We start from the raw sequence: 19,007 nt of genomic DNA on the forward strand, positions 1-19,007 counted from the left end.
GAAGTTTATGTAAATGAAATGTAAATTTTCAATGCGGGAGACGCATCGCTTCGTTTAGACTGGTTTTTTCCGTGCGTATATGCGGACTTTCTGAATGGAGTCAGACAATGAAAACAACTCTTTGGTGGTCGCTTTTGCTGGCGACAACATTGGCCGCCTGCGGTGGCTCATCTGATGGTGGTGGTGACGACAGCGGCCCGAATCCGCCGCCACCGCCACCGCCGCCACCGCCGACCACCATTGCAGTGGAAACCTATCAGCAGTCGCAGTGTGGTGCCGAATCGCCCCTGGCTGATGTGGATCTGGTGGTGCATCGTGCCGATGGCAGCATTCTCTCCACGGCAAAAACCGGCAGTGATGGGACTCTGGATCTGGTGTGGCCTGACGAAGCGGCGCATCTTACTGTGGCCGGACAAAGCGTTTCTGGCAGCGGCGTGAGCGGGGCCGATATCATCACCCTGATTGACTGGGACTCCGGCGATCCCGGGCGCTTTACCTTCAGCGATAACAGTTCAGACGAGGGCTGCCAGTGCACCAGCGTCATTTTGGATGGCTCTGAAATTGCCGCGCAGTATTCCGGCATGGACCTGGTGTACACGGTGCGAACGTCGGGTGGAACCAGTACCCGGTACCTCTATGGCAGTGAGACCATCGCCTTGTGTGCCAACAATGGCGAGTGGACTCCGGTGGACCTGATGCTTGTCTCCGCCTACGGCAGCAATGAGGCCTATGCCGCCACCCTGGATATGGATTTTTCCACCCAGGAGCGGGTGGTGATTCAGCCTTCGTGGTTTGAAGGTGAGGCCCACCAGGGCCAGTTGGTGGATCTGGTCGTTAATGACAACTACGGCTACAGCTACAGTTTTGCGGAGACACCAATCGGTCGCCAGCACTACTACTTCGCCTCACCGGACGAGTCGATTTTCCACTTCCCGGGCCTGCATGAGCACAATCTGGTTCAGGCTTACGAGTTCATCGGCCTGGGCTCGGAGGTAGAGGGAACCGCGGCGTACATGCGCGCCAGCCGGGATCGGATCCGGGATGGTGCAGCTTCACTGGTCCTGCCGCTGACGCAGAATCAGTTTGTCGATGAGGCGACGCGGATTTTGGTCGGAATGAGCGAGGGGGGCGAGGTCGCGGAATATGACTTCAGTCAGATTGGTGAGGGACGCAATCTGTTGACGGTGACCCTGATGGATAACGCCACCAATAACAACTGGCGGGTGGAAGCGCCTCTGGCAGGTACCCTGCCTGAGCTGGAACTTCCCACTCTCTATCTTGAGTTGTTGGGCACGATGGAGGCGCCGGAGTTGGTGATAAGCAGCTATGGCTATCACCAGGATCTGGATCTGCACGACTATCGACGCCAGGTTCGGACGCTGGTGCAACAGGGGGGACAGCGTTCCGAGTTCTTTGACCGCTATGTCTACGAAACCCTGATTGTGATGCCTAACCTGCCGTAAGGCAGTCTACAGAAAAGCCCCGCTCAGGCGGGGCTTTTTGCGTTGCGGCTGCGATACCAGCGCCAGGCTTTGGCGAGCAGCAGCAGTGCCGCTCCTCCCACCGCAAAGTAACAGGAGAACAGCGCCACCGGCGGCGGCAGAAAGGTCAGGATAACGATAAAGAAGCCTAACCCTACGGGCCACATCCACCAGTAGCCGGAAGCGAGACAAGCCAGCAGCAGATAGGGGGCCACCAGGGCCATCAGTCCAGTGAAGCCGTACAGCACCGCCAGAGTCAGTGTGGACATCGTGAAAACCTTAAGGTGGAATTTAAATGCAAGTTTATGGTGCCGGGCAAAACGGTGCCGTGAGAGGGATCAAAAAAGCCGGCGTGGGCCGGCTTCTGCTTTTCGCTTAACGACTTAGAACATCAGTCGTTGATTCTGCCAGATAAAGAGGCCAATCAGCAGCAGCGGCAACAGGGCCAGAAACAGGGCTGCGACCGCCTGACCCTGAGGGCCATCCTTCAAAGACTTGATGCTGAACACCACACTCAGCAGGCAGCTGGCCACGCCACCCAGCGCAACCAGGGCGGCAGAGATGGCGGTGATCATTCCGACTTTCCCACCCATGAGTTCGGCGGCCTCTTTGCCGCCCTCAACAAAGGCGTAGGGGCCAAAAGCGAGGAAAAAGGCGATGACAAACAGGGCGTAGCCCCAGCCCGCCAGTTTCAGTTCGCGACGCAGTTCGTTCACGTGATGCTCCTATGGACAGTTCGGATTAATTGTACAAAAACGGCCGCCATTGTGGGCAGCCGTTTGACAAAAAGGTTCCGAACTCAGTGACTTTTGCGACCGCGCAGCAGGATGGCGCCCACAGCAAAGGCGGTCAGCAGCATGCAGTACCAGCCCTGAGCCACTACCGCCACCGGGGAGAGCGAGAAGGTCGCGGCCAGCAGCAGCGCCTGGGCACCGTAGGGGATCAGGCCCTGGATAATGCAGGCGAAGATGTCGAGAGTGGCGGCGGCACGACGCGGCGCCACTTGGTTCTGCTCCGCCAGGGAGCGGGCAACAGGCCCGGCGACAATGATGGAAACGGTGTTGTTGGCCACACAGGCATTGGTGCTGGCCACCAGTGCCCCCATGCCCAGCTCGGCAGCGGCCGCATTACCACGACGGCTCAGGCGGGCGATCAGCGCGGCCACCTTATCGGTCAGCCAGGCCAGGCCCCCCTGGGCGCTCATCAGTGCTGCCAGACCACCCACCAGCATGGAGAGGATGAAGATCTCCTGCATCTTGGCAAAGCCGCCCATCAGATCCTTACCCAGGGTCATCAGGCTGTAGTCTGCGGTAACGAATGCGGTCAGTGCGGCCAGAACGATGCCCAGAGAAAGCACCACGAACACATTGATGCCGATCACCGCCAAAACCAGAATCGCCAGATAGGGCAGGACCTTAACCAACTCAAACTGCTGCGGTGCCACTTCCGCCTGGCCACTGCCGGCGATGGCAAACAGCACCACGGCAATCAGCGCCGCCGGCGCGGCGATACGGATGTTCTCACGGAACTTGTCTTTCATCTCGGCACCCTGAGTGCGGGTGGCCGCGATGGTGGTGTCGGAGATGATGGAGAGGTTGTCACCAAACATGGCGCCAGACAGCACCACACCGGCCATCAGGGCGGGATCGATGCCGGTCTGCTGGGCGATACCCAGAGCCACCGGTGCTACCGCCGCGATGGTGCCCATGGAGGTGCCCATGGCGGTGGAGATAAAGGCGCTGATCAGAAACAGGCCGGGCAGCAGCAGGGAGGCGGGGATCAGGGTCAGGCCCAGTGCCACCGTGGCGTCAACGCCACCGGTGGCGGACACCACGGCCGCAAAGCCACCAGCCAGCAGGTAGATCAGACACATGGCGATGATGTTGCTGTCGCCAATTCCCTTGATAAAGGTGTTGATGCCGCTCTCCAGCGGTTGCTGGAACTTGAGCGCGCCCAAAGTGAGTGCCAGCACGATGGCGGGCAGAATGGCGATCACCGGAGAGAGTTCATAAAACGCGAACTCAACGCCCTGAAACGTCAGGTAGGTGCCAGTGCCAACAAACAGGACCAGAAACAGCACAAGAGGCAGCAGCGCCAGCGGAGTGGCGGCGGGTGTGTCGATTGCGGCGCTGGCCGCGCAGGCCTGGGTTTGGCTCATGGAAACTCTCCAACCGGCCGCGATGAGGGCTGCGGCACATTACTACATTGGCGGCGACTGTAGTGGAATTCCAGAAGTCCGTCAATATAGACGTCTAAACGTCTTGCCTCCCCGCCCGATCTTTCACCGGTTTTGTGACTCTGTTCTTGGTTCCGTACGGCCTCTATCGCTCCGCAACGGGCTCAGGTTTTGAAGCGCACAGGGCAGGGCGGTTACAATGGCGCTTTTCCGCTTATCAGGACAGTCCATGCACGTTCATATTCTGGGGATCTGCGGCACCTTTATGGGGGGCCTGGCGCTGTTGGCTCGTGCCCAGGGGCACCGCGTTACCGGCTCTGACGCCAACGTCTATCCGCCAATGAGCACCCAGTTGCAGGAGCAGGGCATTGAGCTTATCGAGGGATACGATCCGTCCCAGCTGAATCCCGAACCGGATCTGGTGGTGATCGGCAACGCCATGAGCCGGGGTAACCCCTGCGTCGAGGCGGTGCTGGAGCGGGGCATGGCGTACACCTCCGGCCCCCAGTTCCTGTGTGACCATGTGCTGCCGGGCCGCTGGGTTCTGGCGGTGTCCGGCACCCACGGCAAAACCACGACAGCGTCGATGCTGGCCTGGTTGCTGGAAGACAATCAACTGGCGCCCGGCTTCCTGATTGGCGGCGTTCCTCAGGAGTTTGGTGTTTCAGCCCGGATGGGAGACACCCCCTTCTTCGTCGTGGAAGCGGACGAGTACGACAGCGCCTTTTTCGACAAACGCTCCAAGTTCGTTCACTACCGTCCCCGCACTCTGCTGATCAACAACCTTGAGTTTGATCATGCCGACATCTTCGACTCCCTGGCGGATATCCAGCGTCAGTTCCACCATCTGGTGCGCACCGTACCCGGTTCCGGCCAGGTGATCTGGCCCCAGCATGATGCTGCGGTTGCCGAAGTGCTTGCCCGGGGCTGCTGGAGCGAACAGATGGTGATCGGCCCGGCAGGCTGGCATGCCCGCAAGCTCAGGGAGGATGGCAGTCAGTTCGAGGTGCTGCTGGCGGATGAGCCTCTGGGTACCGTCAACTGGAACCTGATGGGCGATCACAATATCGACAATGCGCTGGGGGCTCTGGCGGCGGCCCGCCATGTGGGAGTTCGTCCCGCCGATGGCATCGCCTCCCTGGCGCGCTTTGCCGGACCCAAGCGGCGCATGGAGCTGCGTGGCGAGGCGGCGGGTGTGGCGCTGTATGACGATTTTGCCCACCACCCGACGGCGATCGCGACCACGCTGTCCGGCCTGCGCGCCCGACTGGGCAGCGACAGACGCATCCTGGCGGTGCTGGAGCCACGTTCCAACACCATGAAGCAGGGGGTGCATCAAGGCACTCTGGCAGCCTCTCTGGAGGCGGCGGATTGTGCCTACGTGTTCGAGCCTCAGGGGCTGGGCTGGGATATCGGCAGCGCGATGGCCGAAGCGCCGGTGCCGGTACAGGTGAGCGATTCGGTCGAGGGGCTGATCGACGCCATTGTCGGCGAAGCTCAGCCGGGAGATACCATACTGGTGATGAGCAATGGCGGCTTTGAAGGGATCCACACCCGCCTGCTGGCAGCCTTGGAGCGCAACCATGACAAAGCGTGAGCAAGCCATCACTTTGGCCTTTACCGGCGCCTCCGGTGCCCCATATGGGCTGCGCCTGCTGGACTGTTTGTTACAATCCGGCCTCCAGGTGCATCTGATGGTCTCCGCCGCAGCCCGAGTGGTGCTGATGGAGGAGGAGGGGATAAGCCTGCCGGGTAACCCCAAGGCCTGTGAAGCGTTTCTCAGCGAACGCTACAACGCCCGGCCGGGACAGCTTCGGGTGTATGGCAAAGAGGAGTGGTTCTCGCCAGTGGCATCCGGATCCGGTGCGCCCAGGCGGATGGTGATCTGCCCCTGCTCCACCGGCACCCTGGCGGCGGTGGCCACCGGGATGAGCAACAACCTGATTGAGCGTGCTGCCGATGTGGTGTTGAAGGAGCGGGGACAGCTGATCCTCGTGCCGAGGGAGACCCCCTTCAACGCCATCCATCTGGAACACATGCTGAAGCTGACCCAACTGGGTGCCACGGTGATGCCGGCGGCCCCCGGTTTCTACCATCGGCCGACCTCCATTGAGGACCTGGTGGACTTTATGGTGGCCAGAATGCTGGACCACCTCCAGATTGAACATCGACTGATGACCCGCTGGGGTTACGGTCCAAACTCTGACTCAAATAACGGCAATCAAGACCATGAGTGAACTGAAGAAGCACAGTCTGAAGGAGATGATCTCCGAGGACCAGATCAACGCCATCCTCGATAAGTTGGCAGAGCAGATCAACCGAGATTACGCCGATGTGGATAACCTGCTGCTGGTGGGTCTGCTGAAGGGCTCCGTGGTCTTTATGACTGACCTAGCCCGCCGTCTGAAGGGCGACATCCGCTTCGACTTCATGACCGCCTCTTCCTACGGCAACAGCACCGAGTCTTCCGGTGAGGTTAAGATCGTGATGGACCTGGCCAACAACATCCATGGTCGCCATGTGATGCTGGTGGAAGACATCATCGATACCGGTCGTACCCTGGCGAAAACCCGTGAGCTGCTGATGACCCGCGAGCCGGCCAGCCTGAAGATCTGTACTTTCCTGGACAAGCCGGAGCGCCGTGTTGCCAATGTGCCGGTGGACTATGTGGGCATCCAGATCCCCGATGAGTTCGTTGTGGGTTATGGCCTGGATTACGCCGAGCGTTACCGCCAGCTGCCCTACATCGCTACCGTCGTTCACGAAGAGTGATCACGAAAAAGGCGCCGTAAGGCGCCTTTTTGCTGTTCCGGTTACCCGGAATGGTTACTCCCCGTCGTTGACCGGGGTCTGCAGGGCGGATTCCAGCAGTTCCACCAGAGCGGCGCCGAGATCGCCGTCGCGCCAGTGGGTGTCATCGCCCTGATTGTGGGGGATCTGTGGCTCAGTCATGCGGGTCCTCTCAATGCGTTTTACCGCGTCCGGGGTTGAGCCGACAGGTTAGGCAATGGCCCCGATTCCGCTCCATTCGACTTTGGTCTAACCTTGCGATTCCGAGTTGTCCGGATCCTGGTACGCTTCCTCCAGCAGATCCACCAGCTGCTGACCCAACTGGCCATCGCGCCAATCTGAAGGCGCCTCCGCCTGCTCCTGTTTTCGGTTCACTTCTGCCATGGGTCACCTCCAAACAACATTGCTTCTTTCTGTGTATCACCAGAGTTGGAAACTATCGAGCAATAAATGTACTGGTCCGGCCTTTTGAGCCCCATTAAAGCTGGGTTATCGCCACCCTTGGCCCAGGTTATAACTCAGACAACTCGCGGCTTTTTCCAGCGCGCTCTTACGGTTAGAGTAGGGGGCCGCAGTGCGAGATGGTTGATGAAGGAGAGCAGGGCATGATGAAAGTGGGATTGGTTGGATGGCGTGGAATGGTAGGGTCCGTGCTGATGCAGCGGATGCAGGAGGAGGGCGACTTTGCGTTGATCGCTCCGACCTTCTTCACCACATCACAGGTTGGCGTTTCCGGCCCCCACGGCGACCCGCTTAAAGACGCCTATGACCTCGACGCGCTCGCGGAGCAGGCGGTGATCCTGACCTGCCAGGGCGGCGACTACACCAAGGCGGTGTATCACTCGCTCCGGGAGAAGGGGTGGCAGGGGTATTGGATTGATGCCGCCTCTGCCCTGCGCATGGACGACGACGCGGTGATCGTACTGGACCCGGTTAACCGAGCGGTGATCGACGATGCCCTGGCACGGGGGCAGCGTACCTTCGTCGGCGGCAACTGCACCGTCTCCCTCCTGCTGATGGCTCTGGGGGGGCTGCTGGAGGAGGACCTGATTGAATGGGTCAGTCCGATGACCTATCAGGCCGCGTCCGGTGCCGGAGCCCGGAATATGAAGGAGCTGATTCAGCAGATGGGCGCATTGCATGACAGCGTGGCCGCGGAACTGTCCGATCCGGCCAGTGCCATTCTCGACATCGACCGCACCATTACCGAAACCCTCGCCAGCGATGCGTTCCCCAAAGCGCAATTCGGGGCACCGCTGGCGGGCAGTCTGATCCCCTGGATCGACAGCGCGTTGCCCAGTGGTCAGAGCCGGGAAGAGTGGAAGGCTCAGGTGGAAGCCAACAAGATTCTCGGCCACCCGGAGGGGCATGTGCCGATTGATGGCATCTGTGTACGAGTCGGAGCGATGCGCTGTCACAGCCAGGCGCTGACCATCAAGCTTCGCCAGGACCTGCCCATCGAGGTGATTGAGCAGAAGCTGGCGGCTCACAACCCCTGGGTCAAGGTGATCCCCAATGACCGGGATCTCAGCATCTCTGAGCTGTCCCCGGCAAAGGTGACGGGCACCCTGAGCGTGCCGATTGGCCGGTTACGCAAACTGAATATGGGGCCGGAATACCTGGCGGCGTTCACTTTGGGTGATCAGTTGCTGTGGGGAGCGGCGGAGCCGTTACGTCGGATGTTACGAATTCTCGTAGTGCAATGACGCAAATTTGGAATCAGAGGGAGCTAAAATAGCTCCCTTTTTTGTGCATTAGCTCCAATTTTGACATTTTGTCCCGGTTATAAAAGAAAAAATTAGGCCCATAGCACAGTTGTGTTAAGAAACCGGACGTAGAGTGTGGTCACTGATAACGGCGTTAAGGCAATCCTCATGCATACTGTGTCGGCCATGGAGGCCAGCGGCACGTCCAGCTGGAGTTCTCCCACTCAAACCCGTTTCCGGCAACGGGACCAAGTGCTTATCCGCCTGGCGGAGCAGCTCATCCGTGACCAGGGTCTGGTCTCTTTCCGATTCTCTGAATTGGCCCCTCTGGCTGGATGCAGCGCGGGTACGCTTTATAAACACTTCTCCAGCAAGGAAGATCTGCTGGTGGCCATCTTTGCCCGCCACGTAGAGCAGATGGTGGAGCGTCAGCCTCACTTCATGACCAGCCAGCTGAGCTTCGCTGAGCGCTGGGTTGCCATGCACCTGTGTGCCGTTGTTGCCGTAAATCGTTCTGCCTGGACCCTGGGCTTCAACACCCTGGGTGGCGCCCCCAAAGTGGTTGAGCGTGCCAGCGAATACCGGGTTCAGGAGCTGAAGATGTACCTGGAGCAGTTCTACACCGCGATTCTGCGAGTGGTTGAAGGTGCGCGCATCCAGGGTGAACTGAACGCGACCGATGAAGAGGTGAAAACCCTTCATGCCATGATGGCCTGCTTCCAACGCGGCGCCTCCGGGGTGATTCACAACCCGCTGATGAGCAACGCCGTAAAGCAGCTGGATACCCGTGAAATCTTCTCCGCTTTTGCGATTCTGGTTGGCACCCTCAACTGGCAACGACCGCTGCAGGAAGATTCCTACCAGCGGATCATCGCTGAGGTGGAGCACCAGCTCTCCGCCAGTGAAGAGGATCAGGCCATGGTCGCCGCGTTCTAAGCGGCGTGTCGCCGGCCTCGCGCCAGGCTATTGGCAAACTCCGGACGGGCGGCCAGCAGGGCCGCCCGTTGCGTTTCAGAGGGAGAGCCCTCCGGGATGCTGAGGCGCTGCCGGTTCAGTTGCGAGCGCGCAACGGCGGCAATCTTCATGGTGGCCACCGGCCCCTCAATCGCGTAATGCTCTACGCCACCAACCTGCTCCAGAACGCCCGTCTGCTTCAACTCCTCCACCGCCGGATGGTTCAGCGGCATGGAGACCAGAGATTTCCCCTGCAGAAAGAACTCCCGCAGCACTGCCCGCTCTGAGCTGTCCAAAACCGTCAGCTTGTCGGTGATTTGCTGTCTGCGCTGCACCATCTGCTGACGGCCCAGCAGTTCACCAAAGCCGATCCGCAGAGCCCAGGCCAACAGGTAGGTGGCGCTCAATACCACGCCCAGCCCCAGAGTGAATCCGTTATTGGACACCCAATCCTTGAGGTAGAGGGATTGCAGGGAGGAGAGCGGCAACCACAGCAGCGCCAGGCAGGCGAGCAGAGTCCAAAGTGCCAATTGGCCAAGCAAGGGGCCGACAGGCAGTTGTCTTAATAGGGCAAGGAGTTGGGCCATTGGCGCTCCAGAACGACAGAAATTCGTCACATTCCAGTTGGAACAGTGGGATAAGCAAGCATGATGCCATCGGCAGTAGCCGATGGCGATCAGATCAGGGGGGCGATGGTGAACTTACCCTCTTGGTTGCGCAGCAGGCTGGGCCCGGTCTCTTTCTGACTGTGCCCATGGGCCTGGCCAATCTGGCACTCTACCCGGGGGAACAGTTTGCCGCGGACGGTGATAAGAACCCGGTCAAAGTAGCCCTCAATCTCACCTTCAAGCCAGTGGAGCTGCTCCAGAACACTGGCGTGCTCGGCGTCGATGCGCTCGCGTCCCAGGGTTAACTTCTGACGCAGATCCTGCAGCGGGTCGGCACCGGACTCCGGCACCGGTTTCAGGTTTCTCTGAGCCAGGCGCAGTTTCATCGCCTGGTCCTCCAGGGCTTTAAGCTTGGTATTTAACTGCTCCTGCTGGGCCTTAAGCACTTCGATGCCTTCGCCCAGCTTCAGCCGTGTCTGGGCACCGGCTCGGGCGCCAAGGGTGACGGTTTCCACCTGACCGGCACAGCGGATCTCGCCGCCAACCAGATCGCCCTTTTTACCAAACTCATCGCCGACCTTCAGTTGGCCACGGCAGTGAACATTGCAGTGCATCAACTGACGCTCCACCAGAATGTCGCTGCCGCTGTCGAGTGCTCCGTATTGGATAAATCGTGCCACGATCTGTCCCTTGGCGATCAGGCTGCAGGTCAGGCTGCCATCGTCGCGCTGGCGCCCTACCACCCCCTGAGTAACGACGATATCGCCGCCAGCTTCCAGGTGGGCGCCATCCACAAAACCGCCAACCGTAATGTCGCCGGTGGCCCGGATCCGCATCCCCTCGCTGACCTCCCCCTGGATCATCACCGAACCTTCGTAGTCGATGTGCCCATACTTGGTGTCCACCTGCTTCACCGTCAGCACTTCGTCCACCGCCATACCGTTACGGCTTTCCAGCGGTTGTCCTGCCTGAGCGGCGCGCAGAAGATTGGGGTCGTTGGGGTCGAGTTCTGTGCCTTTGCCCGGCTGGATTGCCAGGTTTTTGGGGGCTTTTGCCTTGATGGGCTTTCCGGTGACGGTATAGCCATCCTGGCCGGGTGTTGGTGGCTGGCGTCGCATCAGGGGTTGGCCGGGCTTCACCATGATCACCGAGCCGAGATCGAGCATGTCCACTTTGCCACCGGATTGCTCCTGGGGCTTAAGAAGACGTTCGCGAGCTAAGGGAACCAAACGCTCCAGTTGGGCGCTGGTGCCATGTTTCGGAGTGCGACCTCGGGCGATCTCCCCCTGAACACGGCTCCCCGGCGCGCCACGACGTCCCTGCGCAATCAGGTCGTCGATGGCGGGGCGAAGCAGCCCCTGGGTCACGCCAATCTCCTGCAACGCGTCCAGCAATTGGGCAAAGCTCGCGTGTTGGCCTCCCTGTGGGCTGGTCAGTTCGGCGCGCAAGGTCATCTGATCGGTCGATAGGGTCAGGTTCCACTGGCCGTGGCGTCGCTCTGCCAGACGCAGACGAAGAGGGGCATCTGCATTGTCGCCATTGCGACGGGCCGTCAGATCTTTCAGACCCTGCTGAATCTCTTCCTCAAGTACCGCAAAGCTGGCAAAGGCGCTGCTACCCAACAATTCACGAAACTGGGCAAAGGTGAGCTGATCGCAGTTCGAAGGGATGAGATCGATGCAAACGGCATTCTGTGACTCATCGAAGATGAGCATCTGGGTACTGAGCATGGCGAAATTGAGTGAGTGGGTTAGTCAGCGCCGAGCCAGTATAACGGGAGGATTTTTCAGGTAAAAGCAAAAAACCCCGGCCGTTAGGCCAGGGTTCTCAAAATTTGGTGCAGATGGGGAGACTTGAACTCCCACGTCCGAAAGGACACTAGCACCTGAAGCTAGCGCGTCTACCAATTCCGCCACATCTGCAAATGTGGTGCACGAGGGGAGACTTGAACTCCCACGTCCGTACGGACACTAGCACCTGAAGCTAGCGCGTCTACCAATTCCGCCACTCGTGCAATGTAATCAACGTCGATGGTGCAGATGGGGAGACTTGAACTCCCACGTCCGAAAGGACACTAGCACCTGAAGCTAGCGCGTCTACCAATTCCGCCACATCTGCTCTGCGATGCATCGTCGTTGCTACGGGGGCGCATTATAGGGGGATTTCAGATTCGGTCAATAACGATTTTCAGATATTTTTACTGTCTGCGTAGATTTTGAACTTGTTATTGGCTGCCAGGATATTCACCCGACCGAAAGCGTGAGAGAGATCATCGCCATAGGGCAGGTGGTGGTTGGCAACGATGATCAATTGGCCCCCCGGCTTCAGTGCTTTGGCCGCATCCCGGATAAATTGGCGGGCGGTGTCGAAGGTTTGTGCCGCGCCGTGATGAAAGGGGGGGTTGGAAACGATCAGATCAAACTGACCCTCCACCTGAGCCAGGCCATTGGAGGGGTAAACCCGACCCTTCAGGCCGTTTTGCGCCAGGGTCTGTTCACTGGCCGCCAGCGCCATCGCATTGATGTCCACCATCTCTAGCTCTATCTCCGGGTTCCGGCGGGCGAGAAACGCCCCAATCACCCCGTCACCACAGCCAAAATCCAGAACGCGGCCCTGCGGGTGCTTGGGCAGATGTTCCAGCAGCAACTCGGTGCCGGGATCCAGTTCACCGTGGCTGAATACGCCGGGCAGGGAGGCCAATGCCAGCGGGCCGTCCGGTGTCGTCACCTCGTAGGGCAGCCACCAGTCCGCCAAATCCAGCGGCTGGTGCGTCTTTACCAGCCCCTCCAGCAACTGACAGTGGTTGCCGGAGGCCAGCTTAGGGCAGGTGCCCAGAAGCGATTGCACCGTCTTGCCGGCACTGCGGATGCCCCCCTTGTTCTCCCCCACCAAGTAGACCGGTGCGCCCTGAGGCAGAACGGCGCACGCCAGTGCAGCCAGGTAACGCAGCTGCTCCCGGGCTTTGGGGATCCGCAGGATCGCGGCTTCCGCCTGGATCCCCTGGCCATCAATACCATAGTGCAGCGTGGCTCCCTGTTGCTGGCTCAGGCGCTGATGGTTCAGGAAATCTGAGGTCAGGATATGGACCTGCTTTCCCGCCTCACTGAGGGACTGGGGCAGGCTGTCGCCATCGGCGTTAAGCAGCAGCAATTGCGTGGGCAGGCGGTCCAGGTGCTTCAGCACCAGCTGGCTGGGGTTGCTCAGAGACATAGTGAAAGATCGCGAAAAATGATGGTGGCTAGTATACCCCCGCCGTCGCATCGGGGCCTAACCCCCAGGGGAAAACCGCAGCTTTGAGTGCGCAAATGGGGTGTTGGGAGGTCGATTGCGTGGCGCTGTCATTTTGAAGTGACCCGGGGAGTGAACTTACGCCACCGCGGCGATAATAAGCGGCTATCCTTCAAGTAACGAGACGACAGAAATGGCGCGGGAATCCTGCCGGATATAGGAATCTCCCGCAGGTTGCGCCAAACCATCGAGGCTCTGATCTGGCGAAGCAGGTACGCCATGTTCGGGGCCCTTTTTATCACTTTTCAGGATTTTGGCAGCACCATGACGCAATCGGCCAAGGGACGGTTTCTCAGCTTGCGATGGAAGTTTGTCCTCGCCACCATCACGCTCCTTCTGCTGATCAGCCTGATTATCGGGCTGCTTGGCGTACGTCGCTTCAATGAACAGATAGACCGGGTGCTGGTGAACCAGTATCACGACCTGTGGCGCGACTACCAGGTCAGTCTGGATGCGACGGAGCAGCGCCTGATAAACCTCAGTCAGGAGTTCCACCTGATGCTGGGCGATCAGGAGGGGCTGTCTATGGAAGCCATCCGAACCCGCAGCACTAATCGTTGGGACGAGTTTGAGCTGTTCTGGCGTCTGAAAGGGATGGGCTTGTTCGACGCTAACATGGTGCCCGCACTGACTTTGGGAACGGTGACGCAGGAGGAGAACCTCTGGCTGCAGCGGGTACTGGCCAATGGCGAACCCGATGCCCGGATCCACTGCCACCTGAGTTGCCTGATTGAAGTCGGGGTGCCGGTGCTGGTGGAGGGCAAGATCCACGTGATGGTGCTGGTGGCCGATCTGGCGGAAGTGCTGGGGCCGATGAATGAGAACCACCGGGTCGAACTGGCGCTGTTCAGTGCCGGGAGTGGTGCGGGCCCCTGGGGGCGTCGCCTGCTCAATGTGACCGACCGCTCCCACACCCTCAGCCTGTTGAACGTCGCTGCCGACTCACTCAGTCTCTCGGCCTTGCTCGAAGGGCCAAAGCAGGTGGCCTATGAGGGGGCCCAATGGGCGCTCTACGCCTGGCCGGTCGGGCGTCAGGGCGAACAGTTGGTGTTGCTCAGGGACGTCAGCGATCTGGCCCAGAGTGAGCGGGCCTTTATCGGAGACCTGCTCGGTATCTTGCTGATGGCGGTGTTGCTGGCCGGGGGGCTGGGCAGCGTGGCGTTGTGGCGGCCTCTGGATCGGCTGCATCGGCTTGGTCGCGCGTTGCCTCTGCTGGCGCAGAGCCGTTACGACGATCTGCGGGATCGCCTGAACAACCGGCCGGGCTGGGCACGGGATGAATTGGATCAACTGGAACACACCACCCTGGAGGTGGCGAACCAGCTTGAACGGCTCGAGGGGGACGTCGACCGCTACACCAATGAGTTGCAGCGGATGGCGATGATGGATGCGCTGACCGGCCTTCCCAATCGCGCCATGTTCCATCGTGAGATGGCCAAGGCCCTGGCCAGCATTGGCCGTACCGATGAGCAGATCGCCCTGCTGTTTCTTGATCTGGATGAGTTCAAGCGGGTCAACGACACTCTGGGGCATGACATTGGTGACGAACTGCTGAAAACCGTCGCCAGCCGGCTGCAGAAGTGCATCCGCAGCATGGATACCGTCTGTCGGTTGGGGGGCGATGAGTTCACCATCATTGTGCGGGGGCTCGAATCGGAAGGGGACATCCACCGCATCATCCATCAGATTTTCACCAGCCTGCAGCAGCCACTGCAACTGGGGCGTCATACCCTGATCATCACCACCAGCATTGGCGTGGTGTTCTGCGATAACCCGATGATGCGTCCGGAAGAGCTGCTGAAGCGGGCGGATCTGGCGATGTACCAGGCCAAGCAGGCGGGACGCTCCAACTACCGGGTGTTCAACGAGCAGATGCTGGAAAGCGCGTCCCGGCGTTTGATGCTGGAGCAGGAGATCCGCATCGCGGTCAAGGAGCGGCAGTTGGCGCTGGCGCTGCAGCCAATCCTCTCCATGGAAGACAGTCGGGTAGTGGGTTTTGAAGCGCTGGTTCGCTGGTATCACCCCAGTCGTGGCCTGGTGATGCCCTCGGAGTTCATTGACGATGTGGATGAGAGCAAAGAGGGCGTCGAGCTGGGGAACTACGTCCTGAGTTCAGCGGTGGAGCTGCTGGAGCGCTACAGCAAACGGCTGGGGCGCGACGATTTTTATGTCTCGGTAAACCTGTCACCGAACCAGTATATGAACGCCCACCTGGTGGAGCATCTGAGCAATCTGTTGGCGCAGCATCGCATTGATCCTGCCCGACTGGTGCTGGAGTTGACGGAGGAGAGTCTGATCAAAAACCTCGATCGGGCGATGTCGATCATGCATCAGCTCAAAACCATGGGAGTGAGAATCGCCATTGATGACTTTGGTACCGGCTACTCCTCCCTGAGCTACCTCAAGCAGTTGCCCTTTGACCTGCTTAAAGTGGATCGGGGGTTCGTAGCGGATCTGGATAACTCCGATGTGGACAGGAACATTGTGACCAGCGTAATTGAGCTGGCCCACAACCTGAAACGGCAGGTGATCGCGGAGGGGGTGGAGAGTCATGACCAACGCCAGTTCCTGCGTCAGATTGGCTGTGACTACGCGCAGGGCTATCTGTTCTCGCCCCCACTGGATGAGCGCCAGGCACAGACCCTGATGGAGCAACTGGGGGAGGATCTGCGCTGGCCTGACGAGGAGCGTGGGGTTCAGCTGCTGGGCCGGCTGAATCGTTAATCCGGCAGGTTCAGCAGCTGGTTGAGTTCCGATTCGGACAGCTGGTAGCTGGCCGCAATGCGCTCCAGTTCCCTAACCCTCAGTGTCTTGCCCGCCGCGGTCTCCGGCACGCTCTGCAGATGGTCAAAATCCGGCGTACAGACGCACATCATCCGGGCACCGTTATCGCCCAGAACCGATAAGTAACGAAGATTGGGGCAGGGTTGCTCACGCCAGGGGGCCTGGAGGCAGGGGCCAGCCATAGCCGGCCCCGCCATCAGCGCAAGCATCAGCAGCGCGGCCCTCACGCCAGGCGCTTCTCGATGGCGTCCATCAGGCGACCGGAGATGTCGATGTCGAACGCCGCCTCGATTTCACGCACACAGGTGGGGCTGGTGACGTTCACTTCCGTGAGCTTGTCACCGATAACGTCCAGCCCAACGAAGATGAGACCACGTCGCTTCAGTTCCGGCGCCACCGCCTCAGCGATGCGGCGATCGCTGTCGGAGAGGGGCTGGGCAACGCCAAGGCCGCCGGCCGCCAGGTTACCGCGGGTTTCACTGCCCTGCGGGATTCGGGCGAGGCAGTAGGGCACCGGCTCGCCGTCCACCACCAGAATGCGCTTATCACCGTCCTTAATTTCGGGAATGTACTTCTGCACCATGGCGTAGTACTGGCCGTGATTGGTCAGGATCTCGATGATCACACCCAGGTTGCTGCCATCCTGACGCACGTGGAAGATGGACGCGCCGCCCATGCCATCCAGGGGCTTGAGGATGATGTCGCCATGCTCTTTGTGGAAGGCTCGGATCCGCTCCGCGCTGCGGGTCACCAGGGTGGTCGGCGTGTGTTCGGAGAACCAGGCGGTGAACAGCTTTTCGTTACAGTCACGCAGGCTCTGGGGCTTGTTGACCACCAGAACACCCAGCTCTTCGGCACGCTCCAGCATGTAGGTGGCGTAGATGTACTCGGTGTCGAACGGCGGGTCCTTACGCATCAGGATCACATCCAGATCCGCCAGGGGTTTATCCTGATCCTCGCCCAGTTCAAACCAGTTATCCGGGTTTTGCTCCACCTTCAGTGAACGCATCCGCGCGCGGGCTTCCCCCTGGTCCAGGTACAGATCGCCCATCTCCATGTAGTGAAGGGCGTAGCCACGACGCTGGGCCTCCAGCAGGAAGGCAAAACTGGTGTCTTTCTTAATGTTGATGCTCGAGATGGGATCCATCACGATGCCAAGCTTGATCATCCTGGACTCCTTATCCAAGGTCGCCAAAGCGAACCTGCAATGCGGTCATGGCAGTTAGGGCCGCCGTTTCGGTGCGCAGCACCCGGGGCCCAAGAAGAATATCAGTAAAGCCCTGCTCGCGGGCGGTCTCGATCTCCTCTGCAGAGAGCCCACCCTCGGGGCCAATCAACAGGCGAAGATCCTTTACCGGTTCCGGCAGGGTGTTGATGCTGTAGTCGGCGCGGGGGTGCAGATTGAGTTTGAGCCCGTCGAAGGGCTCCACCAGCCACTGGTCCAGACGCATCACCGGGCGCACTTCCGGCACCACATTACGGCCGCACTGCTCGCAGGCGGCGATGGCGATCTTCTGCCACTGGGCCACTTTCTTATCAAGACGGTCACCGGTGAGCTTGACGCCGCAGCGCTCTGACCAGAGCGGCGTGATGCTGGCAACGCCCAGTTCAACGGACTTCTGGATGGTGAACTCCATCTTCTCTCCGCGGGAGATCACCTGCCCAAGGTGCAGGGACAGGGGAGACTCCGGGTTGTGCTCCTCCACAGACTGGACCGTCACCACCACATGCTTCTTTCCAGCTTCATCGATGATGGCCGGATATTGCTGGCCTTCGCCGTTAAACAGCATCAGGGCCTGGCCAGGCTGCATCCGCAGCACGCGGCCGATGTGATTGGCGCCATCTTCATCCAGGGCCAACTGCTGGCCGACAGAGAGTGGAACGGGCTGATAGATACGTGGTACGCGCATAGAGGGTTCCGGTTCAGGGGTTGCACTGCTCGGCGGTAAAGCGGTTTTCCCAGCCTTGCCGTTGACTGACATAGCGGTGACGCAGGCACTCAGCCGCGTCAGCCGGGTAGCTATTATGCCAACCCTTCATCAGTTTTTCCTGCTGAGCAGAAAGGCGCAAATCGTATTGCTCAGCCATATAAAGATAGGCTCGGGCAATCGCCCCCCGGGCGGCATGGGGCGGTTGAGCCTGACGCCCTTTGAAGTCCACCACCATCTGACACTGGCCGTACTGGTTCGGGGTGCCGTTCCAGTCGCTGAAACGGTAGTTGGAGCGATCGCCGTTGACCTCGCCGATGGCGGGATAAAGGTTGTGAAGATCCGCCTCCATCGCTTTGAACTGGCTGTCCTTACTGCACTCGGAACGCCCCCCTTTCTGCCAGCATTGGCGCTGGTGGCCAAACTGCCAGGCGGGCATCACGTGCTCCCACTCGATGCGACTGGCTCGCCGCTCCTGTTTGCGGACCTGATAACCACAGTTGGGCAGATCCGGAATCAGCTTCTTCCCCTGAGGGGCAAAGTTGCAGCCGCAGTACAGGGTCTGCGACGTGAGTGGGCCGGTGTAGAGCTCAAACATCATGCGCTTGGCCTGACTGAAGCTCTGAGGCGCAGCCAGTAGTGGGCTGGCGATCAGCGCCAGCAGCAGAGGGAGAAGTCGAATCATGCAATCGGGAACAAAAAGGACTTATGGGAGATAGGCGACCAGGATCAGACTGGTTTTAGGGCAGCACCGCAGCCGCGGCAAAGATAGCGGGCCTGGCCGCGGCTTACCTTGTTATGGCGGCGCACGGTCAGTTGGTGCTCCTGGCACTGGCAGCGGTAGGCGTAGGTTTTCGGCGCCACACTGGCAACATCAAACTGGTGCCGGGTACGGGGAACCAGTCCAAACACGTCGCGCATCATGCTTTGCCATTGGGCGCCATGGGGAGCCACCCGACCGTGGCAGTGCCACACCAGCAAATGCGCCACTTCATGGGGCACCACTTCCGTCAGAAAGGCGTCCGGGTTTTCCGCGAGCAGAACGGGATTGAATCGCAGCCGGTTGTCCTGCAGATGAGCAGCACCGGCACTCTGGCCTCGCATGCGCAGGCTTACGGCAGGGCGCGGAAAGGTACGATCAAAGTGAGACTCGGCCTGACGATAGCAGGATTCAATCCGAGCCAGCAGGGCACGATGAAGGGGATCGATCGGATCCGCTGACGAGGGCATGGGGGCTCCAAAAGGGCAAAATCGGGCTCACTATACCAGCCCCCATTCCCCTGTCTACGGGG

20 protein-coding genes and 3 tRNA genes are annotated in these 19,007 nt (G+C 59.9%); 7 read left to right on the forward strand and 16 right to left on the reverse strand.

Annotated elements, in window-relative coordinates:
- The first annotated feature begins 107 nt into the window (after nucleotides 1–107).
- Nucleotides 108–1,463, forward strand: a complete 1,356-nt coding sequence (locus KUV52_RS17110; protein WP_222527157.1) for a hypothetical protein — start codon at nucleotides 108–110, stop codon at nucleotides 1,461–1,463.
- Nucleotides 1,464–1,486: 23 nt separating this feature from the next.
- Here the strand turns inward: KUV52_RS17110 and KUV52_RS17115 are convergent, their stop codons facing one another.
- From KUV52_RS17115 to KUV52_RS17125, 3 genes are all read right to left on the reverse strand, one after another.
- Nucleotides 1,487–1,750, reverse strand: coding sequence for a hypothetical protein (locus KUV52_RS17115; protein WP_222527158.1), 264 nt, complete (start codon nucleotides 1,748–1,750; stop codon nucleotides 1,487–1,489).
- Nucleotides 1,751–1,864: 114 nt separating this feature from the next.
- Nucleotides 1,865–2,197, reverse strand: a complete 333-nt coding sequence (locus KUV52_RS17120) for a hypothetical protein (RefSeq protein ID WP_222527159.1) — start codon at nucleotides 2,195–2,197, stop codon at nucleotides 1,865–1,867.
- Between the two features lie 83 nt (nucleotides 2,198–2,280).
- A complete protein-coding gene (locus KUV52_RS17125; RefSeq protein ID WP_222527160.1) occupies nucleotides 2,281–3,639 on the reverse strand; it encodes a Na+/H+ antiporter NhaC family protein in 1,359 nt (452 codons plus the stop codon).
- A 247-nt stretch (nucleotides 3,640–3,886) separates the two neighbouring features.
- Between KUV52_RS17125 and mpl the strand changes: the two genes are divergently transcribed.
- From mpl to hpt, 3 genes are read left to right on the forward strand one after another with little or no spacing between them, the layout of a single operon-like run.
- Nucleotides 3,887–5,254, forward strand: a complete 1,368-nt coding sequence (gene mpl / locus KUV52_RS17130; protein ID WP_222527161.1) for a UDP-N-acetylmuramate:L-alanyl-gamma-D-glutamyl-meso-diaminopimelate ligase — start codon at nucleotides 3,887–3,889, stop codon at nucleotides 5,252–5,254.
- Nucleotides 5,241–5,894 carry a flavin prenyltransferase UbiX gene (locus KUV52_RS17135; protein ID WP_222527162.1) on the forward strand — a complete coding sequence of 218 codons (654 nt, stop codon included), beginning with the start codon at nucleotides 5,241–5,243 and terminating at the stop codon, nucleotides 5,892–5,894. The genes mpl and KUV52_RS17135 overlap by 14 nt, the downstream gene beginning before the upstream one ends.
- Nucleotides 5,887–6,429, forward strand: coding sequence for a hypoxanthine phosphoribosyltransferase (hpt, locus tag KUV52_RS17140; protein WP_222527163.1), 543 nt, complete (start codon nucleotides 5,887–5,889; stop codon nucleotides 6,427–6,429). Before KUV52_RS17135 ends, hpt begins: the two co-directional genes overlap by 8 nt.
- A 54-nt stretch (nucleotides 6,430–6,483) precedes the next feature.
- Here hpt and KUV52_RS18930 read toward each other — a convergent pair whose 3' ends face one another.
- Both KUV52_RS18930 and KUV52_RS18935 read right to left on the reverse strand, forming a co-directional pair.
- The gene (locus KUV52_RS18930; RefSeq protein ID WP_261390103.1) at nucleotides 6,484–6,609 is read right to left on the reverse strand and encodes a hypothetical protein; all 126 of its coding nucleotides are present in this window, start codon (nucleotides 6,607–6,609) and stop codon (nucleotides 6,484–6,486) included.
- An 87-nt stretch (nucleotides 6,610–6,696) separates the two neighbouring features.
- Nucleotides 6,697–6,831 (reverse strand): hypothetical protein, encoded by a 135-nt coding sequence (locus KUV52_RS18935; RefSeq protein WP_261390104.1) that lies wholly within the window; start codon nucleotides 6,829–6,831, stop codon nucleotides 6,697–6,699.
- A gap of 221 nt (nucleotides 6,832–7,052) precedes the next feature.
- Here KUV52_RS18935 and asd point away from each other — a divergent pair, with 221 nt between their 5' ends.
- Together asd and KUV52_RS17150 are read left to right on the forward strand one after the other, a co-directional pair.
- Nucleotides 7,053–8,153, forward strand: a complete 1,101-nt coding sequence (gene asd / locus KUV52_RS17145) for an aspartate-semialdehyde dehydrogenase (protein WP_222527354.1) — start codon at nucleotides 7,053–7,055, stop codon at nucleotides 8,151–8,153.
- A gap of 168 nt (nucleotides 8,154–8,321) precedes the next feature.
- On the forward strand, nucleotides 8,322–9,089 hold the full coding sequence (locus tag KUV52_RS17150) for a TetR/AcrR family transcriptional regulator (RefSeq protein WP_222527164.1): 768 nt from the start codon (nucleotides 8,322–8,324) through the stop codon (nucleotides 9,087–9,089).
- On the opposite strand, the gene KUV52_RS17155 is transcribed toward KUV52_RS17150, so the two are convergent.
- The 6 genes from KUV52_RS17155 to KUV52_RS17180 form a co-directional block, all read right to left on the reverse strand.
- A complete protein-coding gene (locus KUV52_RS17155; protein WP_222527165.1) occupies nucleotides 9,086–9,694 on the reverse strand; it encodes a superinfection exclusion B family protein in 609 nt (202 codons plus the stop codon). The genes KUV52_RS17150 and KUV52_RS17155 overlap by 4 nt on opposite strands.
- Nucleotides 9,695–9,783: 89 nt before the next feature.
- Nucleotides 9,784–11,445, reverse strand: a complete 1,662-nt coding sequence (locus tag KUV52_RS17160) for a DUF342 domain-containing protein (RefSeq protein WP_222527166.1) — start codon at nucleotides 11,443–11,445, stop codon at nucleotides 9,784–9,786.
- Between the two features lie 105 nt (nucleotides 11,446–11,550).
- Nucleotides 11,551–11,637: transfer RNA gene (locus tag KUV52_RS17165), tRNA-Leu, on the reverse strand.
- A 5-nt stretch (nucleotides 11,638–11,642) separates the two neighbouring features.
- Nucleotides 11,643–11,729 (reverse strand) — tRNA-Leu (locus KUV52_RS17170).
- Nucleotides 11,730–11,746: 17 nt separating this feature from the next.
- Nucleotides 11,747–11,833, reverse strand: a tRNA-Leu gene (locus tag KUV52_RS17175).
- Between the two features lie 69 nt (nucleotides 11,834–11,902).
- On the reverse strand, nucleotides 11,903–12,925 hold the full coding sequence (locus tag KUV52_RS17180; protein ID WP_222527167.1) for a methyltransferase: 1,023 nt from the start codon (nucleotides 12,923–12,925) through the stop codon (nucleotides 11,903–11,905).
- 297 nt (nucleotides 12,926–13,222) lie between these two features.
- Between KUV52_RS17180 and KUV52_RS17185 the strand changes: the two genes are divergently transcribed.
- The gene (locus KUV52_RS17185; RefSeq protein ID WP_222527168.1) at nucleotides 13,223–15,727 is read left to right on the forward strand and encodes an EAL domain-containing protein; all 2,505 of its coding nucleotides are present in this window, start codon (nucleotides 13,223–13,225) and stop codon (nucleotides 15,725–15,727) included.
- Here the strand turns inward: KUV52_RS17185 and KUV52_RS17190 are convergent.
- Genes KUV52_RS17190 through KUV52_RS17210 form a run of 5 tightly spaced genes read right to left on the reverse strand, consistent with a single transcriptional unit; the run spans nucleotide 15,724 to nucleotide 18,945 of the window.
- A complete protein-coding gene (locus KUV52_RS17190; protein ID WP_222527169.1) occupies nucleotides 15,724–15,969 on the reverse strand; it encodes a hypothetical protein in 246 nt (81 codons plus the stop codon). The two genes, KUV52_RS17185 and KUV52_RS17190, sit on opposite strands and share 4 nt — an antisense overlap.
- Before the next feature lie 41 nt (nucleotides 15,970–16,010).
- Nucleotides 16,011–16,955: a glutathione synthase gene (gshB, locus tag KUV52_RS17195; protein ID WP_222527170.1), complete on the reverse strand. Its 945-nt coding sequence runs from the start codon at nucleotides 16,953–16,955 to the stop codon at nucleotides 16,011–16,013.
- A 10-nt stretch (nucleotides 16,956–16,965) separates the two neighbouring features.
- Nucleotides 16,966–17,697 (reverse strand): 16S rRNA (uracil(1498)-N(3))-methyltransferase, encoded by a 732-nt coding sequence (rsmE, locus tag KUV52_RS17200; protein WP_222527171.1) that lies wholly within the window; start codon nucleotides 17,695–17,697, stop codon nucleotides 16,966–16,968.
- A 13-nt stretch (nucleotides 17,698–17,710) separates the two neighbouring features.
- Nucleotides 17,711–18,400, reverse strand: coding sequence for an endonuclease (locus tag KUV52_RS17205; protein ID WP_222527172.1), 690 nt, complete (start codon nucleotides 18,398–18,400; stop codon nucleotides 17,711–17,713).
- Between the two features lie 44 nt (nucleotides 18,401–18,444).
- Nucleotides 18,445–18,945 (reverse strand): SprT family zinc-dependent metalloprotease, encoded by a 501-nt coding sequence (locus tag KUV52_RS17210; RefSeq protein WP_222527173.1) that lies wholly within the window; start codon nucleotides 18,943–18,945, stop codon nucleotides 18,445–18,447.
- Between the last annotated feature and the right edge of the window lie 62 nt (nucleotides 18,946–19,007).

This window comes from Ferrimonas balearica (assembly GCF_019802055.1).
GTDB classification, from domain to species: Bacteria; Pseudomonadota; Gammaproteobacteria; order Enterobacterales; family Shewanellaceae; genus Ferrimonas; species Ferrimonas balearica_A.